The 21980-nt window shown below is 68.2% G+C and carries 20 protein-coding genes; 3 read left to right on the forward strand and 17 right to left on the reverse strand.

From position 1 onward, the window contains the following. Positions 1-160: 160 nt before the first annotated feature. The 9 genes from J2853_RS14470 to J2853_RS14510 all read right to left on the reverse strand — a co-directional run bounded on the left by J2853_RS14470 (position 161) and on the right by J2853_RS14510 (position 9568). A complete protein-coding gene (locus J2853_RS14470; protein ID WP_307558133.1) occupies positions 161-1699 on the reverse strand; it encodes a glycoside hydrolase family 13 protein in 1539 nt (512 codons plus the stop codon). A 39-nt stretch (positions 1700-1738) separates the two neighbouring features. Then, positions 1739-2722, reverse strand: a complete 984-nt coding sequence (locus tag J2853_RS14475) for a carbohydrate ABC transporter permease (RefSeq protein WP_307558135.1) — start codon at positions 2720-2722, stop codon at positions 1739-1741. Positions 2723-2732: 10 nt separating this feature from the next. Next, positions 2733-3647 (reverse strand): carbohydrate ABC transporter permease, encoded by a 915-nt coding sequence (locus J2853_RS14480; protein WP_370879262.1) that lies wholly within the window; start codon positions 3645-3647, stop codon positions 2733-2735. Between the two features lie 90 nt (positions 3648-3737). After that, a complete protein-coding gene (locus J2853_RS14485) occupies positions 3738-5129 on the reverse strand; it encodes an extracellular solute-binding protein (protein WP_307558139.1) in 1392 nt (463 codons plus the stop codon). A 676-nt stretch (positions 5130-5805) separates the two neighbouring features. Further along, positions 5806-6828 carry a LacI family DNA-binding transcriptional regulator gene (locus J2853_RS14490; RefSeq protein ID WP_307558140.1) on the reverse strand — a complete coding sequence of 341 codons (1023 nt, stop codon included), beginning with the start codon at positions 6826-6828 and terminating at the stop codon, positions 5806-5808. 436 nt (positions 6829-7264) lie between these two features. After that, positions 7265-7624, reverse strand: coding sequence for a hypothetical protein (locus J2853_RS14495; RefSeq protein ID WP_307558142.1), 360 nt, complete (start codon positions 7622-7624; stop codon positions 7265-7267). 367 nt (positions 7625-7991) lie between these two features. Next, the gene (locus J2853_RS14500) at positions 7992-8363 is read right to left on the reverse strand and encodes a MerR family transcriptional regulator (RefSeq protein WP_307558143.1); all 372 of its coding nucleotides are present in this window, start codon (positions 8361-8363) and stop codon (positions 7992-7994) included. A gap of 26 nt (positions 8364-8389) precedes the next feature. Then, positions 8390-9142 (reverse strand): SDR family NAD(P)-dependent oxidoreductase, encoded by a 753-nt coding sequence (locus tag J2853_RS14505; protein ID WP_307558146.1) that lies wholly within the window; start codon positions 9140-9142, stop codon positions 8390-8392. A 147-nt stretch (positions 9143-9289) separates the two neighbouring features. Beyond that, positions 9290-9568, reverse strand: coding sequence for a hypothetical protein (locus tag J2853_RS14510; protein ID WP_307558148.1), 279 nt, complete (start codon positions 9566-9568; stop codon positions 9290-9292). Between the two features lie 10 nt (positions 9569-9578). Between J2853_RS14510 and J2853_RS14515 the strand changes: the two genes are divergently transcribed. After that, positions 9579-10079, forward strand: a complete 501-nt coding sequence (locus J2853_RS14515; RefSeq protein WP_307568688.1) for a nucleotidyltransferase domain-containing protein — start codon at positions 9579-9581, stop codon at positions 10077-10079. A 102-nt stretch (positions 10080-10181) separates the two neighbouring features. Here the strand turns inward: J2853_RS14515 and J2853_RS14520 are convergent, their stop codons facing one another. After that, positions 10182-12074 carry a transketolase gene (locus J2853_RS14520; RefSeq protein WP_307558150.1) on the reverse strand — a complete coding sequence of 631 codons (1893 nt, stop codon included), beginning with the start codon at positions 12072-12074 and terminating at the stop codon, positions 10182-10184. A gap of 742 nt (positions 12075-12816) precedes the next feature. Between J2853_RS14520 and J2853_RS14525 the strand changes: the two genes are divergently transcribed. Beyond that, entirely contained in the window at positions 12817-14196 is a 1380-nt protein-coding gene (locus J2853_RS14525) for an FAD-dependent oxidoreductase (RefSeq protein ID WP_307558152.1), read from the forward strand. Positions 14197-14432: 236 nt separating this feature from the next. Next, positions 14433-14720: a HesB/IscA family protein gene (locus J2853_RS14530; RefSeq protein ID WP_307558154.1), complete on the forward strand. Its 288-nt coding sequence runs from the start codon at positions 14433-14435 to the stop codon at positions 14718-14720. 111 nt (positions 14721-14831) lie between these two features. Here J2853_RS14530 and J2853_RS14535 read toward each other — a convergent pair whose 3' ends face one another. From J2853_RS14535 to J2853_RS14565, 7 genes are all read right to left on the reverse strand, one after another. Continuing rightward, positions 14832-15305, reverse strand: a complete 474-nt coding sequence (locus J2853_RS14535; protein WP_307558156.1) for a hemerythrin domain-containing protein — start codon at positions 15303-15305, stop codon at positions 14832-14834. A gap of 152 nt (positions 15306-15457) precedes the next feature. After that, a complete protein-coding gene (locus J2853_RS14540; protein ID WP_307558158.1) occupies positions 15458-16411 on the reverse strand; it encodes an LLM class F420-dependent oxidoreductase in 954 nt (317 codons plus the stop codon). Positions 16412-16493: 82 nt separating this feature from the next. Beyond that, complete coding sequence (locus tag J2853_RS14545; protein WP_307558160.1) at positions 16494-18794, reverse strand: phosphoketolase family protein; 2301 nt, start codon at positions 18792-18794, stop codon at positions 16494-16496. A gap of 305 nt (positions 18795-19099) precedes the next feature. After that, positions 19100-19384 carry a DUF427 domain-containing protein gene (locus J2853_RS14550; RefSeq protein ID WP_307558162.1) on the reverse strand — a complete coding sequence of 95 codons (285 nt, stop codon included), beginning with the start codon at positions 19382-19384 and terminating at the stop codon, positions 19100-19102. A 138-nt stretch (positions 19385-19522) separates the two neighbouring features. After that, complete coding sequence (locus tag J2853_RS14555) at positions 19523-19927, reverse strand: PepSY domain-containing protein (protein WP_307558164.1); 405 nt, start codon at positions 19925-19927, stop codon at positions 19523-19525. A 58-nt stretch (positions 19928-19985) separates the two neighbouring features. After that, positions 19986-21260 (reverse strand): sensor histidine kinase, encoded by a 1275-nt coding sequence (locus tag J2853_RS14560; protein WP_307558166.1) that lies wholly within the window; start codon positions 21258-21260, stop codon positions 19986-19988. Continuing rightward, complete coding sequence (locus tag J2853_RS14565; RefSeq protein WP_307558168.1) at positions 21257-21940, reverse strand: response regulator transcription factor; 684 nt, start codon at positions 21938-21940, stop codon at positions 21257-21259. Before J2853_RS14565 ends, J2853_RS14560 begins: the two co-directional genes overlap by 4 nt. Positions 21941-21980 lie beyond the last annotated feature (40 nt).

Raw genomic sequence — 21980 nt, forward strand, 5'->3', positions numbered from 1 at the left:
CGACGACGCCCTCCCCCGGAACGAAAAAACGGCCGTCCCGGCCCGCGTGGGAGCGCACAGGCCGGGGGCGACCGACGAGGCGGCGGCCGGTACGGCGGGCGGCCGTACCGGCCCTCCTCCTGCGAGGGGACGACCCGCTTTTCGCGGGACGGCGAGGTGATCAGGTCGTGCGTAGCCACACCGCGGTGTCGGAGGGAAGCTCGTCGCCCTCGATGGGGCCGCTGGCCAGCAGGACGGCCTCGTGGGGCGGCAGCCTCACGGGGTCGGCGGCCAGGTTGACGACGCAGGTCAGACCGGACTCCCGGGTGAAGGCGAGCACCTCGGGACCGAGGTCCAGCCAGGTGATGCCACCGTCGTCAAGCCACTCGCGCCGAAGGTGCAGGGCGGTGCGGTAGAGGTTGAGCATCGACCCCAGATCGGCCTGCTGGGCCTCGACGGTGACCTTCTTCCAGGCCTCCGGCTGCGGCAGCCACGGCGTCCCCGTTCCGAACCCGAACGGCGCCTCGTCTCCCGACCAGGGCAGCGGCACGCGGCAGCCGTCCCGGCCGATGACGGTGTGACCCGAACGGTGCCACATCGGATCCTCACGGAACGCGTCGGGGATGTCCTCGACCTCCGCCAGGCCGAGTTCCTCTCCCTGGTAGATGTAGACGCTGCCGGGCAACGCCATGGCGAGCAGCGCCGCCGCCCTGGCGCGACGGTAGCCGAGCTCGAGGTCGGACGGCGCCCCGTCCCTGCGGTTACCGTTGTCCCAGGAGGTGTCGGCCCTGCCGTACCGCGTGACCGGGCGGACGACGTCGTGGTTGGACAGCACCCAGGTCGCCGGAGCGCCGAGTGGCTGGTGCGTGGCCAGGGTCTGCTCGATCGACGTGCGCAGCGCGGCCGGGTCCCACGGGCTGCCCAGGAAGTCGAAGTTGAAGGCGGTGTGCAGCTCGTCGGGGCGCAGGTAGCGGGCGAAACGCTCCTGGTCGGGGAACCAGACCTCGCCGATCAGAAGCCGCTCGTCGTACTCGTCGCACAGGCGGCGCCAGCTCCGGTAGACGTCGTGCACCTCGGGCAGGTCGGTGTAGCCCTCGGGGTCGCCGCCGTCGAAATCCTTGACCAGCACGGCGGCCGAGTCGATGCGGATGCCGTCGACACCGCGGTCGAACCAGAACCGCAGCACGTCGTGGAACTCCTGGTGCACCTCCGGGTTGGTCCAGTTGAAGTCGGGCTGCTCGGGAGCGAACAGGTGCAGGTACCACTGCCCGTCGGGAACCTGCGTCCAGGCCGGGCCACCGAAGATGGACTTCCAGTCGTTCGGCTCGTCCTGGAACCAGAACCGGTTCCTGGCCGCCGACCCCGGTCCGGCGGCCAGAGCCTCCTGGAACCAGGCGCTCTGGTCGGAGCTGTGATTGGGCACCACATCGATGATGATGCGGATCCCCAGCTCGTGCGCCTCCTCGATGAACCGCTCCGCCTCGGCCAGCGTCCCGAACGACGGCTCGATGTCCCGGTAGTCGGCCACGTCGTAGCCGCCGTCGGCCATCGGTGACGGATACCAGGGGTTCAGCCAGATCGCGCCGATCCCCAGGTCTGACAGATAGGGCAGGCGACTCCGCAGGCCGGCCAGGTCCCCGATCCCATCACCGTTGCCATCGGCGAAACTCCGCAGATAGACCTGGTAGATCGCGGCTCCCCGCCACCACGTTTCCGACATGCTGGAACAACTCCTCGCGGTTGAGTGTGGGTGACGAAGTCAGCCCTTGAGGCTGCCGGCCGTGAGGCCGGCCATGATGCTGCGCTGGAAGATGAAGAAGACGACCATGGTCGGGATGCTCGCGATCACCAGCGATGCGATGAGCACGTTCTGCGGCATCTGCGAGGAGAGCGAGGCGATGCCGATGCTGATGGACATCTTTTCGCTGTCCGGCAGGACCAGCAGCGGCCAGACGAAATCCCGCCAGACGTTCACGACGGTGAGGATGGACACCACACCGAGGATGGGCCGGGAGATCGGCATCACCACCGACCACAGGGTGCGCCCCGGCGACGCGCCGTCGATCTCGGCGGCCTCGAGCAGTTCCCTGGGGATCGAGTCGAAGAACCGCTTGAGCAGGAAGATGTTGAAGCCGTTGGCCGCGGCCGGCAGCCAGATCGCCCACGGGGTGTTGAGCAGGTTCCAGCCGAAGATCGGCAGGTCCTTCACCGTCAGGTACGCCGGGAGCATGATGACCATGGGCGGGATCATCAGCGTCGCCAGCATCAGGGCCAGGATGACCTTGCCGAATATCGGGCGGAGCTTGGACAGGGCGTAGGCCGCCGTGACGTCGATGGCGAGCGTCAGCAGCCAGGCGCCGCCCGCGTAGAGGGCGGTGTTGCCGAGCAGCGTGCCCAGGCCGAGCAGGTCCCACGCCTCCAGGTAGCCGTCGAAGGAGATGTGCTCCGGCAGGAAGGTCGGCGGGATCGCGTTGAGTTCCTCGGCGGACTTCATCGCACCGGTGATCATCCAGTAGAGCGGGAAGACGAACGCGGCGGTGAAGCTCACCACCACGACCACCAGCACGATCCAGTAGATGATCCGGCCGCGGGTGGTGTTGAGCTGGTGCGGCGAGACCACGGTGCGGAACTGCGTGTTCATCGTCTTGCGGGGACGCCGGGGCGCGCGCCTGCGATGGTCCTTCCCCGCGGGTGCGGGCGGCGTGCCGGCGGGGCGGCCCGGGGTGATGGTGATGTTGGACACGGTTATCCCCTCACACCGTGTTGTCGCGCGAGAGGCGCAGGTAGATGGCGGAGAACGTCATGAGCACGATCATGAGCATCAGGCCGAGCGCGTTGCCGGCGTTGAGGTTGCCGAAGTTGAAGGCGTACTGGTACATGAGGTAGACGACGCTGATCGTGGCGTCCTCGGGGCCGCCTCCGGTGAGCAGGTAGGGCTCGATGAAGACCTGCATGGTCGCCACGATCTGCAGCATCAGCATCACCAGCAGGATCAGCTTGGTCTGCGGGATCGTGACGTGCCTGATCCTCTTGAAGAGGCCGGCGCCGTCGAGCTCGGCGGCCTCGTACAGCTCGCTCGGGATGGTCTGCAGGGCGGCGAGGTAGATCAGCGTGCCGCTGCCCAGGTTCATCCAGGTGGAGACGATGACCAGCGAGATCAGCGCGGTGCTGGTGGAGTTGAGCCACTGCAGCCCCGGCAGGCTGAAGAAGCCGAGAATCTGGTTGAACAGTCCGTAGTCGGGGTCGTAGAACCACTGGAACAGCAGGACGCCCACCGCGGGCGGCAGCATGACCGGCAGGTAGACGATGAAGCGCAGGTAGGCGCGCGCGTGCCGCAGCTCGTTGAGGACGAGCGCGATGACGAAGGGGATCGCGTAGCCGCACAGCAGGGCCAGCAGGGTGAACAGCGCGGTGTTGATCCAGGCGGGCGCGAAGGCCGGATCGTTGAAGACCGTCCGGAAGTTCTCCAGCCCCACCCACACGGGCGGGTCCACGAAGTTGGTCTGCTGGAAGCTGAGGATGACCTCCCAGACCATCGGGTACCAGGAGAAGAACGCGAAACAGATCAGCGCGCCACACAGGAAGCCGTAGGCGGTCAGATTGCGTTTGACAGAGCGCCGCCGTTTCGTGGGCTGCCGCTGCTTGCGGTCCGCTACCGGGGTACTCACTGTGGTCATCGTTGTGTTTCCGATCTCGACATGATTGCCGGGGCGCCGGCCGTGCGCTGGTGACGGTCGGCGCCCCGGGGTATCGAACGGTCAGCCCTTCGAGGTCAGCAGAGAATTGACCTTCGTCTCGGCGTCGGCGAGAAGCTGATCGATGTTGGCGTCCTGGCGGGTGAGCACGGCCGACATCGGGGTGTCGAGAATCTTGTAGATCTCCTGCGCGTACGGACCCGGCTCCGCCTTGGCCGGGATGCCCTTGGAGCCCTCCACCCAGCCGGCGAACTGCGCGGCGTCGATGTTGGCGTTCGCCTTGCGCAGCTCGTTGACGGCCTGGCCGGACGGGGTGTCCGCGCCGTACAGGTCGGGGTAGGGCTGGCCGACGGTCAGGTCAGCGCCCTTGGCCCGCACGTAGTCGAGCTGGCCCTTGCCCGGGGTGAGGAACTCGTACTCGATCCACTTGATACCGGCCTTGATCTGCTCCGGGGTGGACTTCGGGTTGATCATGTAGCCGGCGCCGCCGTTGAACAGGCTCTTGGCCTCGGGCAGCGCGGTGACCGCGTAGTTCTCGAACTTGCCGCCGAAGTCGTTGCGCAGCCCGATGAGGACGTCGGGCGCACCCAGCATCATGCCCATCTTGCCGGCGCCCATGGCCTTCATCAGGGCCGGCCAGTCGATGTAGAGGCGGGACCCCATGCTGTTGTCGGCCCAGCGCATCTGCTTGAGGTTCTCCAGCACGGCCTTGCCCTCGGGGGTGTTGAAGGCGGCCTTCGTGCCGTCGTCCGTGATGACCGAGCCACCGCGGCCGTAGAGGGAGGCGGTGAAGTGCCAGCCGCCGACGTTGTTGCCGCTGTACTCGCCGAACCCGACGTAACCGGCACCGAGCCCGGCGATCTTCTTCGCGGCGGCCTGCACTTCGGCCCACGTCTTGGGCGGGGTGTTCGGGTCGAGGCCGGCCTTGGTGAAGACCTCCTTGTTGTAGACCAGGCCCATGCCGTAGCCGTCGGTCGGCAGGCCGTAGACCTTGCCGTCCTTCTTGAAGAGGTCCAGGGAGCTGTTGTAGTCGGCGAACGTCTTCAGCTCGCTGGTGTAGGGCGTGAGGTCGGCGGCCTGCCCGCTCTCCATGAGGCGGCCCACGTTCGGGAAGTTGACGTAGAAGACCGTCTCAAGCTCGCCACCGGCGAGCTTGGCCTCGAAGGTGCGCGGCTCGTAACAGGGGAAGGCGTCGGTGGCCTTGGAGATGGTGATGTGGGGATACAGCTTCTGGAAGGCCGCGATGTCCTCTTCGAAGGTCGCGCGCTGTGCCGCGTTCGTCTTCGGCGGCATGCAGTTGACCGTGATCGACACCGGCGCCTCCCCGCCGGCCGCGGTGCCACTCGAGGAGGCGGTGGGAGCGGTTCCGGAGCTGTTGGAGTCGCTGGAGCCGCACCCGGCGGCGGTGAGCGCGATCGCTGCGGCTAACAGCATCGAGAGCTTGCGGGATTTCATCGAGGAGACTCCTTGGCGGGTCGGTTGCGAGAAACATATAGAGGCGTGCAGGGAGTAGCAAGAGCTCGTCATCAGTGATGCAAAAAAGTGACAGTGAACGGTCGGCTATCGGTCCGTAATATTCCGGCAACCAGGCGAAATACGGACTGACCTGCAGAAACGGGCATACGACGGAGCAGATGATTGATCGTTTGCATGAAGATGCCCACCGGTGTCGATTTCTTGTGAGGATCTTTAGCGGCGAACTCCGCCGGAGACACCCGCCGACGGCGGTGACCGGGCAACCCGGGCGGCCGGCACGACGGCCCCGAGATGATCAGGCTGCGACAGGCTTGCAGCCCGGAACGGTCACGGGCCACAACGAACGCGCGACCCGCATGCCCCGCGAGCCGGACCGGTCGCGCCGGAAACGGGCCCGCGCCCCGGACCGGTCGGTGGCCGGTGACCGGTCGGTGGCCGGTCGATCAGGAACGGGCCCGCGGAACGGGACGGCACCCCGAGGACCGCCGAACCAAGGCCGCCGGACCGGAACGCGTCCGCGGAACGAGACGGCGCCCGGGACCGCCGGACGGCAACGGCCGGCTCGCGGCGGACCCGCGGAGCGAGACCGCCGGGCCGGAGCGATCAGGCCGCGGACCGGGGACGGGGTGAGGCCCGGGTGAGGCGGGGGCGGCCTTCAGGCCGCCAGGGGCTTGCGGATCGCCGGGGCGGTGGAGGCGCGCACCACCAGTTCGGGTTCGAACAACAGCTCGTCCCCCTGCACGGCGGCCGCGTCGATCTGGGCGATGAGCAGGTCCACCGCCGCGCGGCCCATCGCGTCGATCGGCTGGCGCACCGTGGTCAGCGGCGGATCGGTGCAGTTCATCAGGGCCGAGTCGTCGTACCCGATCACGGAGATGTCGCGCGGCACCGTCAGTCCCGCGCGTCTGGCGGCACGTACCGCCCCCAGGGCGAGCAGGTCACTGGCGCAGATGAGGCCGGTGAAGCCCCGCCGTACCAGCCTGGCGGCGGCGGCGTGTCCCCCCTCCAGCGAGAACATGGCGTGCTCGACGGACTCCGGGCCGAACTCGAGGCCGTGGACCTGCGCGTACGCGGCGAAGGTGTCCAGCTTGCGGCGGGAGGGCATGTGGTCGGAGGGACCCATCACCATTCCGATGCGTTCGTGCCCGAGGGCTCGCAGGTGCCCGGCCGCCATCTCCGCGGCGGCGACGTCGTCGCAGGAGACCTGCGGGAAGCTGAGATGCTCGACCGCGGCGTTCACCAGGACGGTGGGCAGGCGCCGTTCCAGGATCCGTTCGTAGTGCTCGTGGGAGGCGTCCCCCTGGGCGTACATCCCGCCGGCGAAGACCACCCCCGAGACGTGCTGGGACAGCAGCAGGTCGACGTATTCGGACTCCGACACCCCGCCCACGGTCCGGGTGCACAGCACGGAGGTGAAGCCCTGCTGGGCGAGCGCGCCGCCGACGACCTCCGCGAACGCGGGGAAGATCGGGTTCTGCAACTCGGGGAGAACCAGGCCCACCAGCCGGGCGCGGTCACCGCGCAGGCGGGTCGGGCGCTCGTAGCCGAGGACGTCGAGTGCCGTCAGCACGGCGTCCCTGGTCGCGTCCGAGACGCCACGCTTGCCGTTGAGCACGCGACTCACCGTCGCCTCGCTCATCCCGACCTTCTTGGCTACCTCAGCAAGCCTGCGCGTCATGGACGCAAGTATACGACAGACTGCGCAAGCATTTACACAAATTTTGCGACCGAGTGTCATACCAAATGGGCAGAACCTCGCACCGGGGGTGCCAAATGAGAACTCTATGCCCTATTGGGCATAATTTCCGGCGCTTCGGATGGCACTTTTTGATCCTTGGGGGCGCCACCCTCCCTCCGGCGGGGCTGGACCGGTCCAGGTACCCCGGACTCGCGACGTGAGGGTGACGAATATCACCCAGTTCTTTGCCATATAAGCATGAAATATTGCAGATATATGGCCGATCTTCTATGGGATAGGCATCGCCTGGTTCCGGAGCTTTGTCGAAACAGCGGCATCACCCTGTCCCTGACCAGGGGCAAGGCCATGGGTCAGGAGACCCGGACGAGCGCGGACGCGACTCGGGACGAGGGGGGAAGCGCGCCGCGCGGAGACATCACCCCTGGTCCGGCGGCGGCTGCCATGATCCGGCCGGCGAGCGCACGTAGCGACCGGGCTCGAACCGCCCCGTCCGCAAGACGATCTCCAACACCAACGTCAGGTCGAGGAGCAGTCCGTCATAGCGGGACTCGGCGGCCGGATCGTGCGCGCCGTCGGTCCGGCCGTCCACGGTGGCGGCGATGTCGCCGTACACGTCCAGGCTTCCGAACGGCGTCCAGCGGTCCAGGCCGGGAGCCCCGCCCACCCCCTCCGAGCCCTCCCACGTGATGCGCGCGCGGCGCAGCAACGCGAGGTGCTCCGGCAGGACATCGAACGGGAACTCCTCGGTCATCTCCAGCGGGCCTCGATAGGTCATACCGCCATCCTGCCATCTGACCGTTTTGTCCTATTTATTGCTTTCTGAAGGCCGGCCGCACCGGCGCGCCGGCAAGGCCTACGGCTCCCGCGCCCACCGCGCCCACCTGCGACGGCGTGGCATCCGCTGCACCATCCCGGAAAAGACCGATCAGCTCCGCCACCGCAAGAACCGCGGGATCCGTGGTGGCAGGCCACCGAAGTTATGCAAGCTCGACCACCGGGAGCCGGCACGCCGTGGAATGCGGGATCAACCGACTCAAGCGCCACCGAGCCGTGGCCACCCGATATGACAAACTCGCCGTCCGCTTCGAGGCCACCGTCATCATCGCCACCATCAACGAGTGGCTGTGACCGTGGAACGCGGATCAGGCAACCGAGCGGATCTTCCCCTCGGTCACCCGACGCAGCGTCGCCGCCAACCGGTCGCGTGCCTCGATCTGGACGGCAATGCGCTCATCAAGGACGGCGAGGCGATCCAGCGCGATCTGAATTCCCCTGTCCGACGGTGGCGCGGCCACCACGTCACCATCCAGGCACGGCAGGAACGCACGGACATCTCCCAGGGTGAGACCGGCGACCAGCAAATGGCGGATGTTACGGACCCGCACCACCACGTCCTCGTCGTAGATCCGGTAGCCGTTGGGTGCCCGTCTGGAGGTGATCAACCCCTCATCCTCGTAGTGCCGAAGCGCACGCGCGGTCGTGCCCGTGGCCTGTGCCAACTCGCCGATACGCACCGACCCCACCTCCGCCGCCAGTCCTATCACGCGACCACCGCCCCGCCGTCCACCGGGAGCACCACTCCCGTGACGAACGAGGCCTGCGGCGAGGCGAGTTGCGTGATCGCCCACGCCACCTCTTCGGGGCGACCGATCCGTCCCAGCGGCGTGTGGGCCATCTGCCACTCCCTGACCGCGGTCATCCGCTCAGGCGACAGCCCTTGATGCTCACCGATCGGGGTATCGATCCCGCCGGGTGCCACCGCGACCACCCGGACCCGGCGTGGCGCCAACTCCACCGCCCAGCTACGGGTGAGCAGTTCCAGGGCGACCTTCGTCGCCGCATACACCGAGTTGCCCGGCCAAGCACGCTGCCCGACCGACGTGCTCACGTTCACAATCACTCCGCCACGAATCTCCAGCGCGGGCAACGCGGCCTGCGCCAGCAGCATCGGCGCGACCAGGTTCGTCGCCATCTGCGTTTCGATCAAATCCCGGGTCAGCATCCCGAGCGCCGCGCTGCGAACGATCCCCGCGTTGTTGACCAGCACGTCCAACCGGCCGTGTGAATCCATGACGCCGCGCACGATCTTCTCCGCGGCATCCTCGGCGGTGACGTCAGCGATCACCGGATGGATGCTGTCATAGCCGGTCGCGACCTCCGCCAGCGGCTCCGCCCTGCGGCCCACCGCCACTACCTGCGCGCCTTTGCCCGCGAACATCCGCGCCGTCGCACGGCCGATGCCCGTGCCGGCTCCGGTAACGATAACCACCATGTCCTGCAGTGAGCTGTCCATGCGAGAAATCTTCAGACCATGACGCCAATGACAAGGTCAAGACGGCCGACACTTTTCCCGGCCGAACTACACATCAGCCACTACACCGACTTCTGAAACACGCCCTGGGCTCGGATGCGCTGTGGCTCATTGGGGATGCCGATTCCTTCAGGAGGCCGAACAACTCGTCGATCCGTCCGCCGACGACGGAGCGCAGGTGCGCGGCGAGACAGTCCCAATCTTCGTGCGTCGGTGCTTGTCCGGGTGGCAGAGCGGTGAGTGCTTCTCGGATTTCGGCTGACGGCCGTCGTCGATGACTTCATCATCGCCATCGCGCCGCCGTCCGCACAGTGCGACCTGGGTTTCGGCGACGTCGAACGACCAAGGAACGTCGCACCAGGCGTGTTCACAAATCAGCTCCAGGCTGTCCGAGTTGAATGCCATCATGTGGGACGTGATGAACGAAACGGACGTATTGAAAGTGCTTGACGCCCTGGAGGAGGCCGATCTCACGGCCTGGGTCGACGGCGGATGGGGCATCGACGCTCTCGTCGGCCAGACGACGCGGGAGCATTCGGATCTTGATCTGGTTATATCATTGCCGCAGGTGGAGGCCGTTCGGATGGTCCTGGGCCGGCTCGGATATGACCGCCTTCTTCGGGACTGGCCGCCGGCCGCCGTCGCCGTCGCCGATGCGCGAGGACGTGAGATCGACCTGCATCCAATCACCCCTGCCCCTGACGGCGGCGGAACACAAGCGCAGCCCGACGGGAGTTCCTTCTACTATCCACCTCCCGTCCGAGGCATGATCAAAGATCGTCCGGTCTCCTGCGTCGATGCCTCGACACAGGTTCGTTGTCATCTTGGTTACCAACCTTCGGAGAAGGACCACCAGGACATGCTCCGCTTGCATGCAGCGACCGGGGTGGAACTCCCGGCCCGATTTCAGCCGCGCTGATCGGTTTCCCACCTCACTTTCGAAACAGGCCTCAGGAGACCCCGGCGCGGCGCCACCCCCTCCCCTGGGCCGGCGTGAGCGCTCTCCCCGGAGGGTGAAGGATCAGCCCTCGGCGAGCAGGGCGCGTGCGGCGGATTCGATGTGCCGCACGTCGATGCCCGCCGCGGCCAGCAGCTCCTCGGTGGTGCCCGAGCCCGGCAGTTCCCGGACGGCCAGGTGGGCGAGGCGCAAGGTCTGCGCCCCCTCGCTCAGCAGGGCGTCCGTCACGGCCGAGCCGAGGCCGCCCTCGGGATGGTGGTCTTCGGCCACGACGAGCCGGCCCTGGGTGGCCGCCACGGCAGCATGGAGTGTTCGGCTGTCGGCGGGCTTGACCGAGTACAGGTCGATCACGCGAGCCTGAATGCCGTCCTGGGCCAGCCGGTCGGCGGCGGCCAGGCAATGGTGAACGGTGACCCCGGCGCCGATCAGGGTCACCGCGTCGGCCGAACCGGACCGCAGAACCTTGGACCCGCCGACGGGGAAGGTGTCGTCTTCGTCGTAGAGGACGGGGTAGGCGCCGCGAGTGGTCCTGAGATAGCTGACGCCGGAGGTGTCGGCCATGGCGCGCACGAGGGCGGCGGTGCTGGTGGCGTCGCTGGGATAGAGAACCGTCGACCCCTGAACGGCCCGCATCATCGCGAGATCCTCCAGGGCCATCTGGGACGGCCCGTCGGCGCCGATCTCGACGCCCGCGTGCGAGCCGACGAGACGCACGTTCGCCTGTGAGACGGCGGCCATCCGGATGAAGTCGTAGGCCCGGGTGAAGAACGCCGCGAAGGTGGAGGCGAAGGGAATGTAGTGACGGACGCTGAAGCCGACCGCCGAGGCGACGAGCTGCTGTTCGGCGATGAACATTTCGAAGTAGCGGCCGGGGTACGCCTTGGCGAACTGTTCGGCGTAGGTGGAGTTGCTCACCTCGCCGTCGAGGGCGACCACGTTCGGATACTGGTCGCCGAGCGCTGTCAGCGCCTCGCCGTAGGCCTTGCGGGTCGCGATCTTGTCGCCCGGCGAGTACCGGGGCATGAACGACGACGTGCTCGGCTCGGAGGGCGTGATGGCCGGGGCGGCGGCCGCGTCGGGCAGCGGACCGCGCACCACCAGGTTGCTCTCGCCGCCGAGTTCGGCGATGGCCCGCACGGCCATGTCCTTGGGGAACGGCTTGCCGTGCCAGCCCTCGTGGTCTTCGACCTCGGAGAATCCGCGGCCCTTGACGGTACGGGCGAGGATCACCGTCGGCTTGGCTCCGCCACCGTCCGCGGCCGTGGTCAACGCGTCGTCGATCTCGGCGAGGTCGTGACCGTCGACGGTCAGCACCCGCGCGCCGAAGGCCTCGGCGCGGCGTGTGTAGGCGTCGATGTCCCAGCCGAGTTCGGTCGGTCCTCGCTGGCCGAGACGGTTGACGTCGACGATCGCGATCAGGTTGGACAACTGGTAGTACGAGGCCTTGTCGAGGGCCTCCCAGATGGAGCCCTCGGCCGTTTCGCTGTCCCCGCACAGCACCCAGACCCGGTAGGGGATCCGATCGAGATGCTTGCCGGCCAGTGCGACGCCGACGCCGACGGGCAGTCCTTGGCCGAGCGAGCCGGTGGCGACGTCGACCCAGGGCAGCACCGGGGTGGGGTGGCCCTCAAGACGGGAGCCGAAGCGCCGGTATCCCGTCATCAGCTCCTCGTCGGACACCACTCCCACTCCCTTGTAGATGGAGTACAGCAAGGGGGAGGCGTGACCTTTGGAAAAGATGAGATGGTCGTTGGCGTCGGAGTGGGGCCGATCCCAGTCGTAGCGCAGGTGACGGCCGACCAGCACCGCGAGGACGTCCGCGGCGGACATGCTCGAGGTCGGGTGCCCCGACCCGGCACTGGTGCTGGATCGAATCGAGTCGACCCGGAGCTGCCTGGCGAACTGCCGCGCCGTGTCGAAATCCGTCCCGGCCGGTGGCCGGCTGTTGCTTTCCATGGCAGACACCCTTTCTGTCGAACTGGTGAGGAACGCTCTTTACGAGACGGACGAATTCGACGCCGCCCGATCCGCGGGCACACCGCGCGGATTCGCGCGACGCCCGCGGCCGGCTCCGGCTGCCCCTTCACCGCGGGCACGGCCGCGGTCCCTTTCGGCCTCGGCGGTGAAACGCGATGAAAACCGGGAAACGCACCGGTCCGATCGATCGCGGCACGTCCTTTTCCGTGTTCCCGGCTCCGCCGGAGACGTGAGCGGCACCCCACGGACCGGCGGCTGCTCCGTCCGACCAGAATCACATCATCTACGTTGATTCTGTCACCAAGCGGACCGTCTTCTCCCATCATCGCCGGTTTCCTTACGCGCGTTCCGCATCACTTGACGACCCGCATAAGCGACGAACAGCCTGTTTTTACCTTTCCCGATAGGCGATTCTATTTTTTGCCGAATGACACCTTTCCCTTGGAAAGAACGCGAATCCATCCCGGGCGGAAAACCCTGACGTGATACTCGGACAAGCAATTTCGGATGGTCGAGGACTTCCCGTTTCCCTTTCCATGGAAAACGGTGCCGTCCGGCGAATCCCCTGCGGTTCCCACGCGGGCCCGGCTCGCCCGGGATTCCCCGCGTGGCGTGGGTCGTCACCGAGATCGCATCCGCGTGGGCGGTGGCGGCGTGGTCGTTTGCGGGCTCCGCGGGGAGGGAGCCCACGGCATCGGCGATTCACGGGGATGATGGGGCGATGACCGAACGACTGGTGGTGATCGGCGGCGACGCCGCGGGGATGAGCGCGGCCTCCCAGGCGCGAGACAGGCGCGGCCCCGACGACCTGAGGATCGTCGCCTTCGAGAAGGGCAGGCACGTCTCCTACTCCGCCTGCGGGATCCCCTACCTGGTGGGCGGGGAGGTGACCGACGTCAAGGACCTGATAGCCCGCCGGCCCGAGGTCTTCCGGGACGAGCTGTCCATGGACCTGCGGCTGGACAGCGAGGTCGTCGAGATCGACCTGGATCGCCGCGCGGTGGCCGTACAGGATCATCAGGGCGGCACCCGGTACTGGGAACCGTTCGACCAGCTCGTCGTCGCCACCGGCGCCGTGCCGCACCGCCCCGAGCTGCCCGGCGCCACGGCGGAGGGGGTGTACGGCGTGCAGAACCTGGACGACGGCATCGCGCTGCTCCAGGAGCTGGAGAACCGGCGCCCGCGCACCGCCGTGGTGGTCGGCGGCGGATACATCGGGCTGGAGATGGCCGAGGCGCTGGTACGGCGAGGGCTGAAGGTGTCGCTCATCGACGCCGCCGAGCAGCCGATGAGCACGCTCGACCCGGACATGGGCGCCCTGATCGCCGACGCCCTGCGCGGCCTGGGGGTCGAGGTGTACCTGGGCGAGCGCATCGAGGGCTTCTCCGAGTCCGGCGGGCGGGTCACCGCCGCCTGCACCGAGAACCGGGCCGTGCCCGCGGACCTCGTCGTCCTCGGTCTCGGCACCCGCCCGAACAGCGCGCTGGCCGAGGCCGCCGGCATTCCCGTCGGCGAGACCTCCGGGATCCGGACCGACCGGCGGATGCGCACCGCCGTCGAGGGCGTCTGGGCGGCCGGTGACTGCGTCGAGACCTTCCACCTGGTCTCACGGCGGCCCGTCGCGATCGCGCTCGGCACCCACGCCAACAAGCAGGGGCGCACCGTGGGCGTCAACATCGGCGGCGGGTACGCCGCCTTTCCCGGAGTCGTCGGGACCGCGGTTTCCAAGATCTGCGAGTACGAGGTGGCGCGCACCGGCCTGACGACGGCCGAGGCGGCCGAGGCCGGGTTCGAGACGGCCGAGGAGATCGTGGAGTCCACCACGCGTGCCGGCTACTTTCCCGGTGCCCGCCAGATCAAGATCAAGATGATCGCCGACCGCGGGACGGGCCGCCTGCTGGGCGCCCAGATCGTCGGCCAGGAGGGCGCGGCCAAGCGCATCGACGCCCTGGCCATCGCCGTCTGGCACGAGATGACCGTGGAGGACATGACGGGGCTCGACCTGTCGTACGCTCCCCCGTTCGCACCGGTGTGGGACCCCGTCCTGATCGCCGCGCGTAAGGCGGCCGAGCGCGTCGACCAGCTCAGCCGGAAGGACTGACCCGCTCACGGGGCCGCCGCGACGACGCGAACGATCGACGACGGGGCGGACTCCACAAGGACGCGCGGGAGGCGCCGTCGTCGCGGGCGATCCGTGCCCCGGCGGCACGCGGGGCCCGCGATCACCTGATCGACCGGTCGCGTCCGCCGGGGGAAAAAGCCGGGGCGGCATGATTGGGCCGGATGAGAGCGGGCAAGGGCGAGGAATCCAAGCTTCGATACCGACAAGGAGTGACAATGCTCACATTGACGGACACCGCAGCCCAGGTAATCAGGGATCTCAGCGCCCAGGCGATGGATTCCCCCGACACCGGAGTCCGCATCTCGTCCGAGAGCGACGGCACCGGCTCGCTCGTACTCTCGATCGTGGAACGCCCCGAGTCGACCGACAAGGTGGTGGAGTCGGAGGGTGCCCGGCTCTTCCTCGACCCCCAGGTCGTCGAGATGCTCGACGACAAGTCGCTGGACGCCGACGTCGACGAGGGAGGGGGCGTCGCGTTTCTCGTCACCGAGCAGGCCCCCTGACCATTCCGGGGGAGACACGGCACGCGGCCCCGGTCCCCTTTCGGGGACCGGGGCCGCGGGGCGTTCACCCTGCCCGTCGTCCTGCCCGTCGTCTTCCGGCGGGACGGACCCTCACGTGCCGGCGCTGCTCAGCGCGAGCGGATCGCGCGGCGCCTCGGACCTCGCCTTCTCCATCCGCTCGCCGATCTCCTGAAGGTCCTTGCGCCCCATGGCCTCCCGCACCTGCGGGAACCATTCCTGCTCCTCCTCCTCGACGTGGTGGCGGACATTTTCCATCAGCACGGTGACCTTGGCGTCGAACCGCTCGTCCTTGGGGTCCAGGTCTCTCAGCTCGGAGAGCATCCAGACCACCACGTGATGCTCCTCCACGCTCTCCAGAACGTGCGAGGAGGTCGCGGGCACGCTCTCGCGGGCGGCCGGGTAGAAGATCTCCTCTTCGATGTAGGCGTGAGCGGTGAGCTCCTTGATCATCTGATCGACGAGTTCCCGCTTCTTCTTGTACGCCTGCTCTCCGGCCTTCTCGAACTCCTTGAACAGCTTCTCGACGGTCTTGTGGTCGTCCTTCAGGAGCACGATCGCGTCCACGACGTTCCTTTCGTCTCAGGGTTTTCTTCTCAGGTTTTTCGTCTGGGGTTTCCGGTTCGGGGGCCGAGCGGGGCCTTGGCGGCTCCTTCCCGCCTCCTGTGGAAGATCTCGTAGCCGTGCGGGGTCCGATCCGGGGACGGGGAAGCCGGCGATCACCGCACCCGGGGCAGGACCTCCTTGGCGTAGAACTCGAAGAAGGCGTCCTGCTCCTGGCCGATCTGGCTGATGTAGACCTCGTCGAAGCCCGCGTCCGCGTATTTCTTGATCGCTTCGATGTGCACCGCGGGGTCGGGTCCGCAGGGCGAGCCCTGGGCGGCCTCCTCCTCGGTCACCGTCTCGGCGAGCTCCTCGAAGTGCCGGGGCAGGGGCAGCAGTTGCGCCGCCTCGCCCTTGATGCCCTGGGTCGGCCAGAGCCGGTGCACGGTCTTGCGGGCCGTGGCCTCGTCGGCGGCGTAGCAGACCTTCAGCCCGCCCTGGGCGGGCTTGCCCGCGCCTCCGGCCTTGTGGAACATCTCCACCATCTCCGCGTTCGGGCGGGTGGAGATGTAACCGTCGGCGATGCGCCCGGCCAGCTGCACCGACTTCTCCCCGAAGGCGGACATGTAGACGGGCGGGGGTTCGTCCGGAAGCGTGTACAGCCGGGCGGTGTCGAGCCTGTAATGGGTGCCTCGATGGGTCACGAGCCTTCCGCTCCACAGGTCCCGCATGAGCTCGACCGCCTCTTCGAGCATCTCCAGCCGCTCGGCGGCCGGAGGCCAGCGCGAGTCGACGATGTGCTCGTTGAGTGCCTCCCCGGTGCCGATGCCCAGCCGGAACCGGCCCTCGGACAGGACCGCGCTGGTGGCGGCGGCCTGCGCGATGATCGCCGGATGGATGCGGACCAGCGGGCAGGTGACCGCGGTGGTGATGGGCAGCGAGGTCGCCTCGGCGATCGCCCCGATCACCGACCAGACGAACGAGCTCTGACCCTGGACGTCCAGCCACGGATGGAAGTGGTCGGATATCCACAGTCCCTCGAACCCCGCCTGCTCGGCGCGTTTCGCCTGCCGTACAAGCTCTCGGGGGTTGTGCTCCTCGCTCGACAGGAAATATCCGAAAGCGGTCATTTTCGCCTCCCCAACGATGTGAGCTGCATCGACGTCCCCTATACCCCTGCCGCGAAGGTCAAACGACCGGCCCCGTCCGGGCTCAGTACGGCCAGGCCCAGTCACGGATCTCGGGCGGGTCCTCCCCGTGCTCGCGGGTGTGGGCGCGGGCCCGCAGACGCTCGTCGACCATGTGCTGGCGCAGGTGCGCGGCCCTGGTGCCGAGCCCGGGGACCCGGTCGACGACGTCCATCACCAGGTGGAAGCGGTCGATGTCGTTGAGCATGGCCATGTCGAACGGCGTGGTCGTGGTGCCTTCCTCCCTGTAGCCGCGCACGTGGAAGTTCTCGTGGCCGGCGCGGCGGTAGATCAGCCGGTGGATCAGCCAGGGGTAACCGTGGAAGTCGAAGATGACCGGCCGGTCGGTGGTGAACAGGGCGTCGAACTCGGCGTCGGCCATGCCGTGCGGGTGCTCCGAGGGCTGCTGCAGCCGCATCAGGTCGACCACGTTGATCACACGCACCTTCAGCTCGGGCAGGTGCTCGCGGAGGATGGCCGCCGCGGCCAGGGTCTCCAGGGTGGGCACGTCACCCGCGCAGGCCAGCACCACGTCCGGGTCCTGTCCCGAGTCCGTGGACGCCCACTCCAGGATGCCCAGCCCCCGGGTGCAGTGCGCGACCGCCTCGTCCATCGGCAGCAGGTCGAGCACCGGTTGCTTTCCGGCCACGATCACGTTGACGTAGTCGCGCGAGCGCAGGCAGTGATCCGCCGTCGACAGCAGCGTGTTGGCGTCCGGCGGCAGGTAGACGCGCACCACCGAGGCCTTCTTGTTCATCACCACGTCCAGGAAGCCGGGGTCCTGGTGGCTGAAGCCGTTGTGGTCCTGACGCCACACGTGGGAGGACAGCAGGTAGTTCAGCGAGGCCACCGGCCGCCGCCAGGGGATCCTCTTCGACGACTCCAGCCATTTGGCGTGCTGGTTGAACATGGCGTCGATGATGTGGATGAAGGCCTCGTAGCAGTTGAACAACCCGTGGCGCCCGGTGAGGAGGTAGCCCTCCAGCCAGCCCTGGCACAGGTGCTCGCTGAGCACCTCCATCACCCGCCCGCCCGGAGCGAGGTGCTCGTCGGTGGGCAGTGTCCCGGCGTTCCAGGCCCGGCCGGTGACCTCGAAGACGGCCGACAGCCGGTTGGAGGCCGTCTCGTCGGGCCCCATCAGCCGGAAGTTGTCCGGGTTCGCGGCGATGACGTCACGCAGGAAGGCACCGAGCACCCGGGTCGGCTCGCTCGGCGCGGAGGCGGGGGTCTTGACCTCGACGGCGTGGTCGCGGAAGTCGGGCAGGATCAGCGGGCGCAGCAGCTCGCCCCCGTTGGTGTGCGGGTTGGCGCTCATCCGGCGCGACCCCTCGGGCACCGTCCGGAGGATTTCGGCGACGGGCCTTCCCTCGGCGTCGAAGAGCTCCTCGGGCCGGTAGGAGCGCATCCACTCCTCCAGCATCTCCCGGTGATCGGCGTTGTCGCGGACCGCGGAGAGCGGCACCTGGTGCGAGCGCCAGGTGCCCTCCACCGGAAGTCCGTCCACCTCCTTCGGTCCCGTCCAGCCCTTCGGCGTACGCAGAATGATCATTGGTGGGCGGTCGCCCTCGGCGATCTCGTCGAACACCACGTCCAGGGTCTCGGCCATGATCTGGTGCATGGCCGACGGATCGTCGCCCGCCACGACGTGGGGGCTGAAGCCGTATCCCTGGATGAGCTTGAGCAGCTCCTCCTCCGGGATGCGGGCCAGGACGGTCGGGTTGGCGATCTTGTAACCGTTCAGGTGCAGGATCGGCAGGACGGCGCCGTCACGGCCGGGGTCGCGGAACTTGCCGGAGTGCCAGCTCGCCGCGAGCGGCCCGGTCTCGGCCTCTCCGTCGCCGATCACGCAGGCCACGACCAGACGCGGGTTGTCGAAGGCGGCGCCGTAGGCGTGGGCCAGCGAGTAGCCGAGCTCACCGCCCTCGTGAATGGAACCGGGCGTCTCCGGGGCGACGTGGCTGGGGATGCCGCCGGGGAAGGAGAACTGCCGGAACAGCCGCCGCATGCCCGCGGCGTCCCGTGAGATGTCCGGATACTTCTCGGTGTAGGACCCTTCCAGCCAGGCGTGGGCGACGGCCGCGGGGCCGCCGTGCCCGGGACCGGCGATGTAGATCATGTCCTGATCCCGGTCGGCGATGATCCGGTTGAGGTGCGCGAAGCAGAAGTTCAGCCCCGGCGTGGTCCCCCAGTGCCCCAGCAGCCGGGGCTTGATGTGCTCGGGCCGCAACGGCTCGGCCAGCAGCGGATTGTCCAGCAGGTAGATCTGGCCGACCGACAGGTAATTGGCCGCCCGCCAGTAGGCGTCGATGCGCGCGAGTGCGTCCATACACCCGACAGTTCCTCCGCTGAGGGATTCAAACCTCGCACCGGCGGAAACGCGGTCACCTCATGTGGCGTGACCGCGTTCTCAGGGACAACCGTCGGCCGGAGAAGACCTTTCCCGGGGTTTCGATGAGTTTGCCCCAGGGGCGATCCCGCTGAGATGTTCAGCTTCGCGCGGATGCCCGGCCCGGTCCTCAGGCAGCACGAAGGGCGAGTACCAAAGGACGGTCGGTCACGGGCAGGCGAGTGGCGGTGTCAGGTGACGCCGCCACTTCGCGATCGGTGCCCCGCCCCCTCGACGAGACGGGCTCAGGCGGTGACCTCCACACCGTTCCAGAACGCCACGTGGTCCTTGATCTCGGCGGCCTCCGCCTTGGGGTCCGCGTAGTACCAGGCGGCGTCGGGATTCTCCTTGCCCCCCACGTCCAGCGTGTAGTAGTTCGCCGTCCCCTTCCAGGGACAGACGGTGGTGGTCTCCGACGGCTTCAGGTATTGCGTGGACACCGAGTCGAGAGGGAAGTAGTGGTTTCCCTCCACGATCCGGGTGTCGTCACTTTCCGCGATGACCTCGCCGTTCCAGCGTGCAGTTGCCATGTGTCCAGGCTCGCACACCCCCCTCGATCGGAGGCCGGGTCCCCCTTGATCCGGACGCGAACGCGGACGGGCGGGACAGGAGGCGGCGGCAGGCCGTCGAATCCGGCCTGCCGCCGCCTCGTGGCGTTACCGGCCCCCTCAGTCGTCGTCCTGATCGTCGTCCTGATCGGTGCCCGTCTCGTTCTCCTGGTCCTGCTCCAGGATCGCACCGGTGGTGGCGTCGATCTCGAATTCATGCTCGACGGTGCCCTTGCGGAGCTCGATCTCCCAGGTGGTGGGGGTCTCGTCGCCGTCGAACTCCACCTCGGTCACCTGGGCGCCGGGCACCTTGTCCTGAGCGATCTTGACGGCCGCCTCCCGCTTGACCTTCGCCTCGGCCTCGCCGGGCTCCGGGGTACGCGGAGTCGTCGGGCTCGCCGGTGCGGGGGTGGTCGTTCCCCCGGAGGGGGTGGGCATCGCGCTCGCGGCGAAGGCGACACCGCCGCCGGCGACAGCGGTGAACAGTCCAACGGTGGCCACGGTGAGTTTCATTGTTCTTCTCATGCCTCCGAGCGTGCCGCCCGCCACGATAGAGCCGTGCTGCGGGAACCCTAAGGGATGGTTAAGGCGATGCGGGCGGACCGAAGGTCACCTCGACGACGGCCCCGCCCGCCGGAGCCGCGCCCACGCTCAGCGAGCCGCCTGACGACTCCGCGGTACGGCGGGCGATGTCCAGCCCCAGGCCGGTCGAATCGCCGCCGCTGTTGCCCCGGACCAGCCACTCGGCCCCGAAACCGGGTCCCGCGTCGGTCACGACCAGGCTCGCGCCGCCCTCCGCGCCGGGGCCGAGCCGCACCCCGAACGACACCCCCTCGGGAGTGTGCGCGAAGACGTTGCCGAACAACGCGTCGACGCACGCGGCCAGCTCGTTCGAGGCCACGGCGACCGGCAGCGGCTTCGAGGGAAGGTCGAGTCTCATCTCCCGGTCCTGGTCCTCGGCCAGCACCGACCAGAACCGGACGCGATCCACCACCACCGAGGTGGCGTCGCACGACTCTCGCACCGGCGAACGCCGCCTGGCGGTATTGATGATCGAGGTCACGGCCCGCTCCAGATCGTCCACGCGGGCCCCGATCTGCTTCGCCTCACCGGAGTCGGTCAGGGCCTCGGCGTTCAGCCGCAGTCCGGTCAGCGGGGTGCGCAGGCGGTGCGAGAGATCGACGACCGACTCGCGTTCGGCGGCCAGCAGATCGTCGATCCGCCCGGCGAGATGGTTGAGGGCCAGCGCCACCGACCGGACCTCTCTCGGGCCCTCCGCCGAGGCGCGCGCGGCCAGCTCCCCACCCGCCAGGCGATGCGAGACCTCGGCCAGGGCGGCGATCGACGTCGTCACGGTCCTGGCGAGCCTGTCCGCCACCACGATACCCAGCACGATCAGTGCCAGCCCGAGAGCCAGCAACCCGATCCACGCCTCCCGCACGCCCCGGTTGAGATCCGCCTCGCTCACGAACACCCGGACCACCACCGCTCCCAGCGACGGGCTCTGCACCGAGACCAGGACCTCGTTGCCGCCGGGCACCCGCGCCGTGACGCTGCGCCCCAGCGCCGCCAGGCGAACCGCGTCCGATCGGGGAACCGGGCGGCCGAGCGTTCTGCCGTCGGGCAGGAAGACCGTCAGGGGATACCCTCCCGACGCCGTGACCTGCTCGACCGTGAGAGCCAGTTCCTCGGGGGTCAGGGTGCTCACCGCCGCCGCGACCGACTCCGCCGCGTCGGTCGCCCGGTTGACGGCTCCGTTCTCGGCGACGGTGCCGATCAGCAACGCCATCGGCACCAGAAGCGCGATCAGCACCAGCGAGGTGGTGGCCGCCATGACCAGGGCCAGCCAGCGCCTCATGTGGGATCGACCAGCTTGACACCGACCCCGCGCACGGTGAGCAGGTAGCGAGGATTCTGGGCGGTCTCGCCGAGTTTTCGCCGCAGCCACGACAGGTGGACGTCCACGGTTTTGTCGGCTCCGCCGTAGGGCACCTGCCAGACCTCGGTCAGCAACTCCCTCTTGGTCACCACCTCTCCCGCACGAGTCGCGAGGAAGTGCAGGAGGTCGAACTCGCGGGGCGTCAGCTCAAGCGGCGCACCGTCCAGGAACGCGTCACGAGAGCGGGGGTCCAGTCGCAGTCCCGCGATCGCGACCGATGTGTCGGGAGCGGGGTCGTCGCCCGTCCGGCGCAGGACCGCCCGGACCCGGGCGTCGAGCTGCGCCGCGCTGAACGGCTTGACCACGTAGTCGTCCGCTCCCGCGTTGAGGACGGGGACCATCTCGGCATCGCCGTCGCGAGCGGTCGCGACGATCACAGGCACCCTGCTCACGGCCCTGAGCATGCGCAACAGCTCGGCCCCGTCGAGGTCGGGCAGCCCCAGGTCGAGCACGACCAGGTCGGGCCGGTCACGCATCGCCAGGCGCAGGCCGTCGAGAGCGGTGGGAGACGACGAGACGACATGACCCAGCTCCCGCAGCCCTCGCGTGAGAGCGGTACGGATCGTCATGTCGTCCTCGATGAGCAGGATTTCCGCCATGTGATGACACCGTAAACGGTGAACGACGACATCGATGGCA

Origin of the sequence: Streptosporangium lutulentum (assembly GCF_030811455.1) — a bacterium.
Classification (GTDB): Bacteria; Actinomycetota; Actinomycetes; order Streptosporangiales; family Streptosporangiaceae; genus Streptosporangium; species Streptosporangium lutulentum.

Coding starts and splice junctions, on each gene's coding strand:
- J2853_RS14565 (WP_307558168.1), bottom strand. CDS start 21,940: ATGGCGGAAATCCTGCTCATCGAGGACGACATGACGATCCGTACCGCT.
- J2853_RS14485 (WP_307558139.1), bottom strand. CDS start 5,129: ATGAAATCCCGCAAGCTCTCGATGCTGTTAGCCGCAGCGATCGCGCTC.
- J2853_RS14510 (WP_307558148.1), bottom strand. CDS start 9,568: ATGATGGCATTCAACTCGGACAGCCTGGAGCTGATTTGTGAACACGCC.
- J2853_RS14505 (WP_307558146.1), bottom strand. CDS start 9,142: ATGGACAGCTCACTGCAGGACATGGTGGTTATCGTTACCGGAGCCGGC.
- J2853_RS14540 (WP_307558158.1), bottom strand. CDS start 16,411: ATGACCGCTTTCGGATATTTCCTGTCGAGCGAGGAGCACAACCCCCGA.
- J2853_RS14520 (WP_307558150.1), bottom strand. CDS start 12,074: ATGGAAAGCAACAGCCGGCCACCGGCCGGGACGGATTTCGACACGGCG.
- J2853_RS14560 (WP_307558166.1), bottom strand. CDS start 21,260: ATGAGGCGCTGGCTGGCCCTGGTCATGGCGGCCACCACCTCGCTGGTG.
- J2853_RS14530 (WP_307558154.1), top strand. CDS start 14,433: ATGCTCACATTGACGGACACCGCAGCCCAGGTAATCAGGGATCTCAGC.
- J2853_RS14495 (WP_307558142.1), bottom strand. CDS start 7,624: ATGACCTATCGAGGCCCGCTGGAGATGACCGAGGAGTTCCCGTTCGAT.
- J2853_RS14550 (WP_307558162.1), bottom strand. CDS start 19,384: ATGGCAACTGCACGCTGGAACGGCGAGGTCATCGCGGAAAGTGACGAC.
- J2853_RS14525 (WP_307558152.1), top strand. CDS start 12,817: ATGACCGAACGACTGGTGGTGATCGGCGGCGACGCCGCGGGGATGAGC.
- J2853_RS14490 (WP_307558140.1), bottom strand. CDS start 6,828: ATGACGCGCAGGCTTGCTGAGGTAGCCAAGAAGGTCGGGATGAGCGAG.
- J2853_RS14470 (WP_307558133.1), bottom strand. CDS start 1,699: ATGTCGGAAACGTGGTGGCGGGGAGCCGCGATCTACCAGGTCTATCTG.
- J2853_RS14515 (WP_307568688.1), top strand. CDS start 9,579: ATGAACGAAACGGACGTATTGAAAGTGCTTGACGCCCTGGAGGAGGCC.
- J2853_RS14555 (WP_307558164.1), bottom strand. CDS start 19,927: ATGAGAAGAACAATGAAACTCACCGTGGCCACCGTTGGACTGTTCACC.
- J2853_RS14545 (WP_307558160.1), bottom strand. CDS start 18,794: ATGGACGCACTCGCGCGCATCGACGCCTACTGGCGGGCGGCCAATTAC.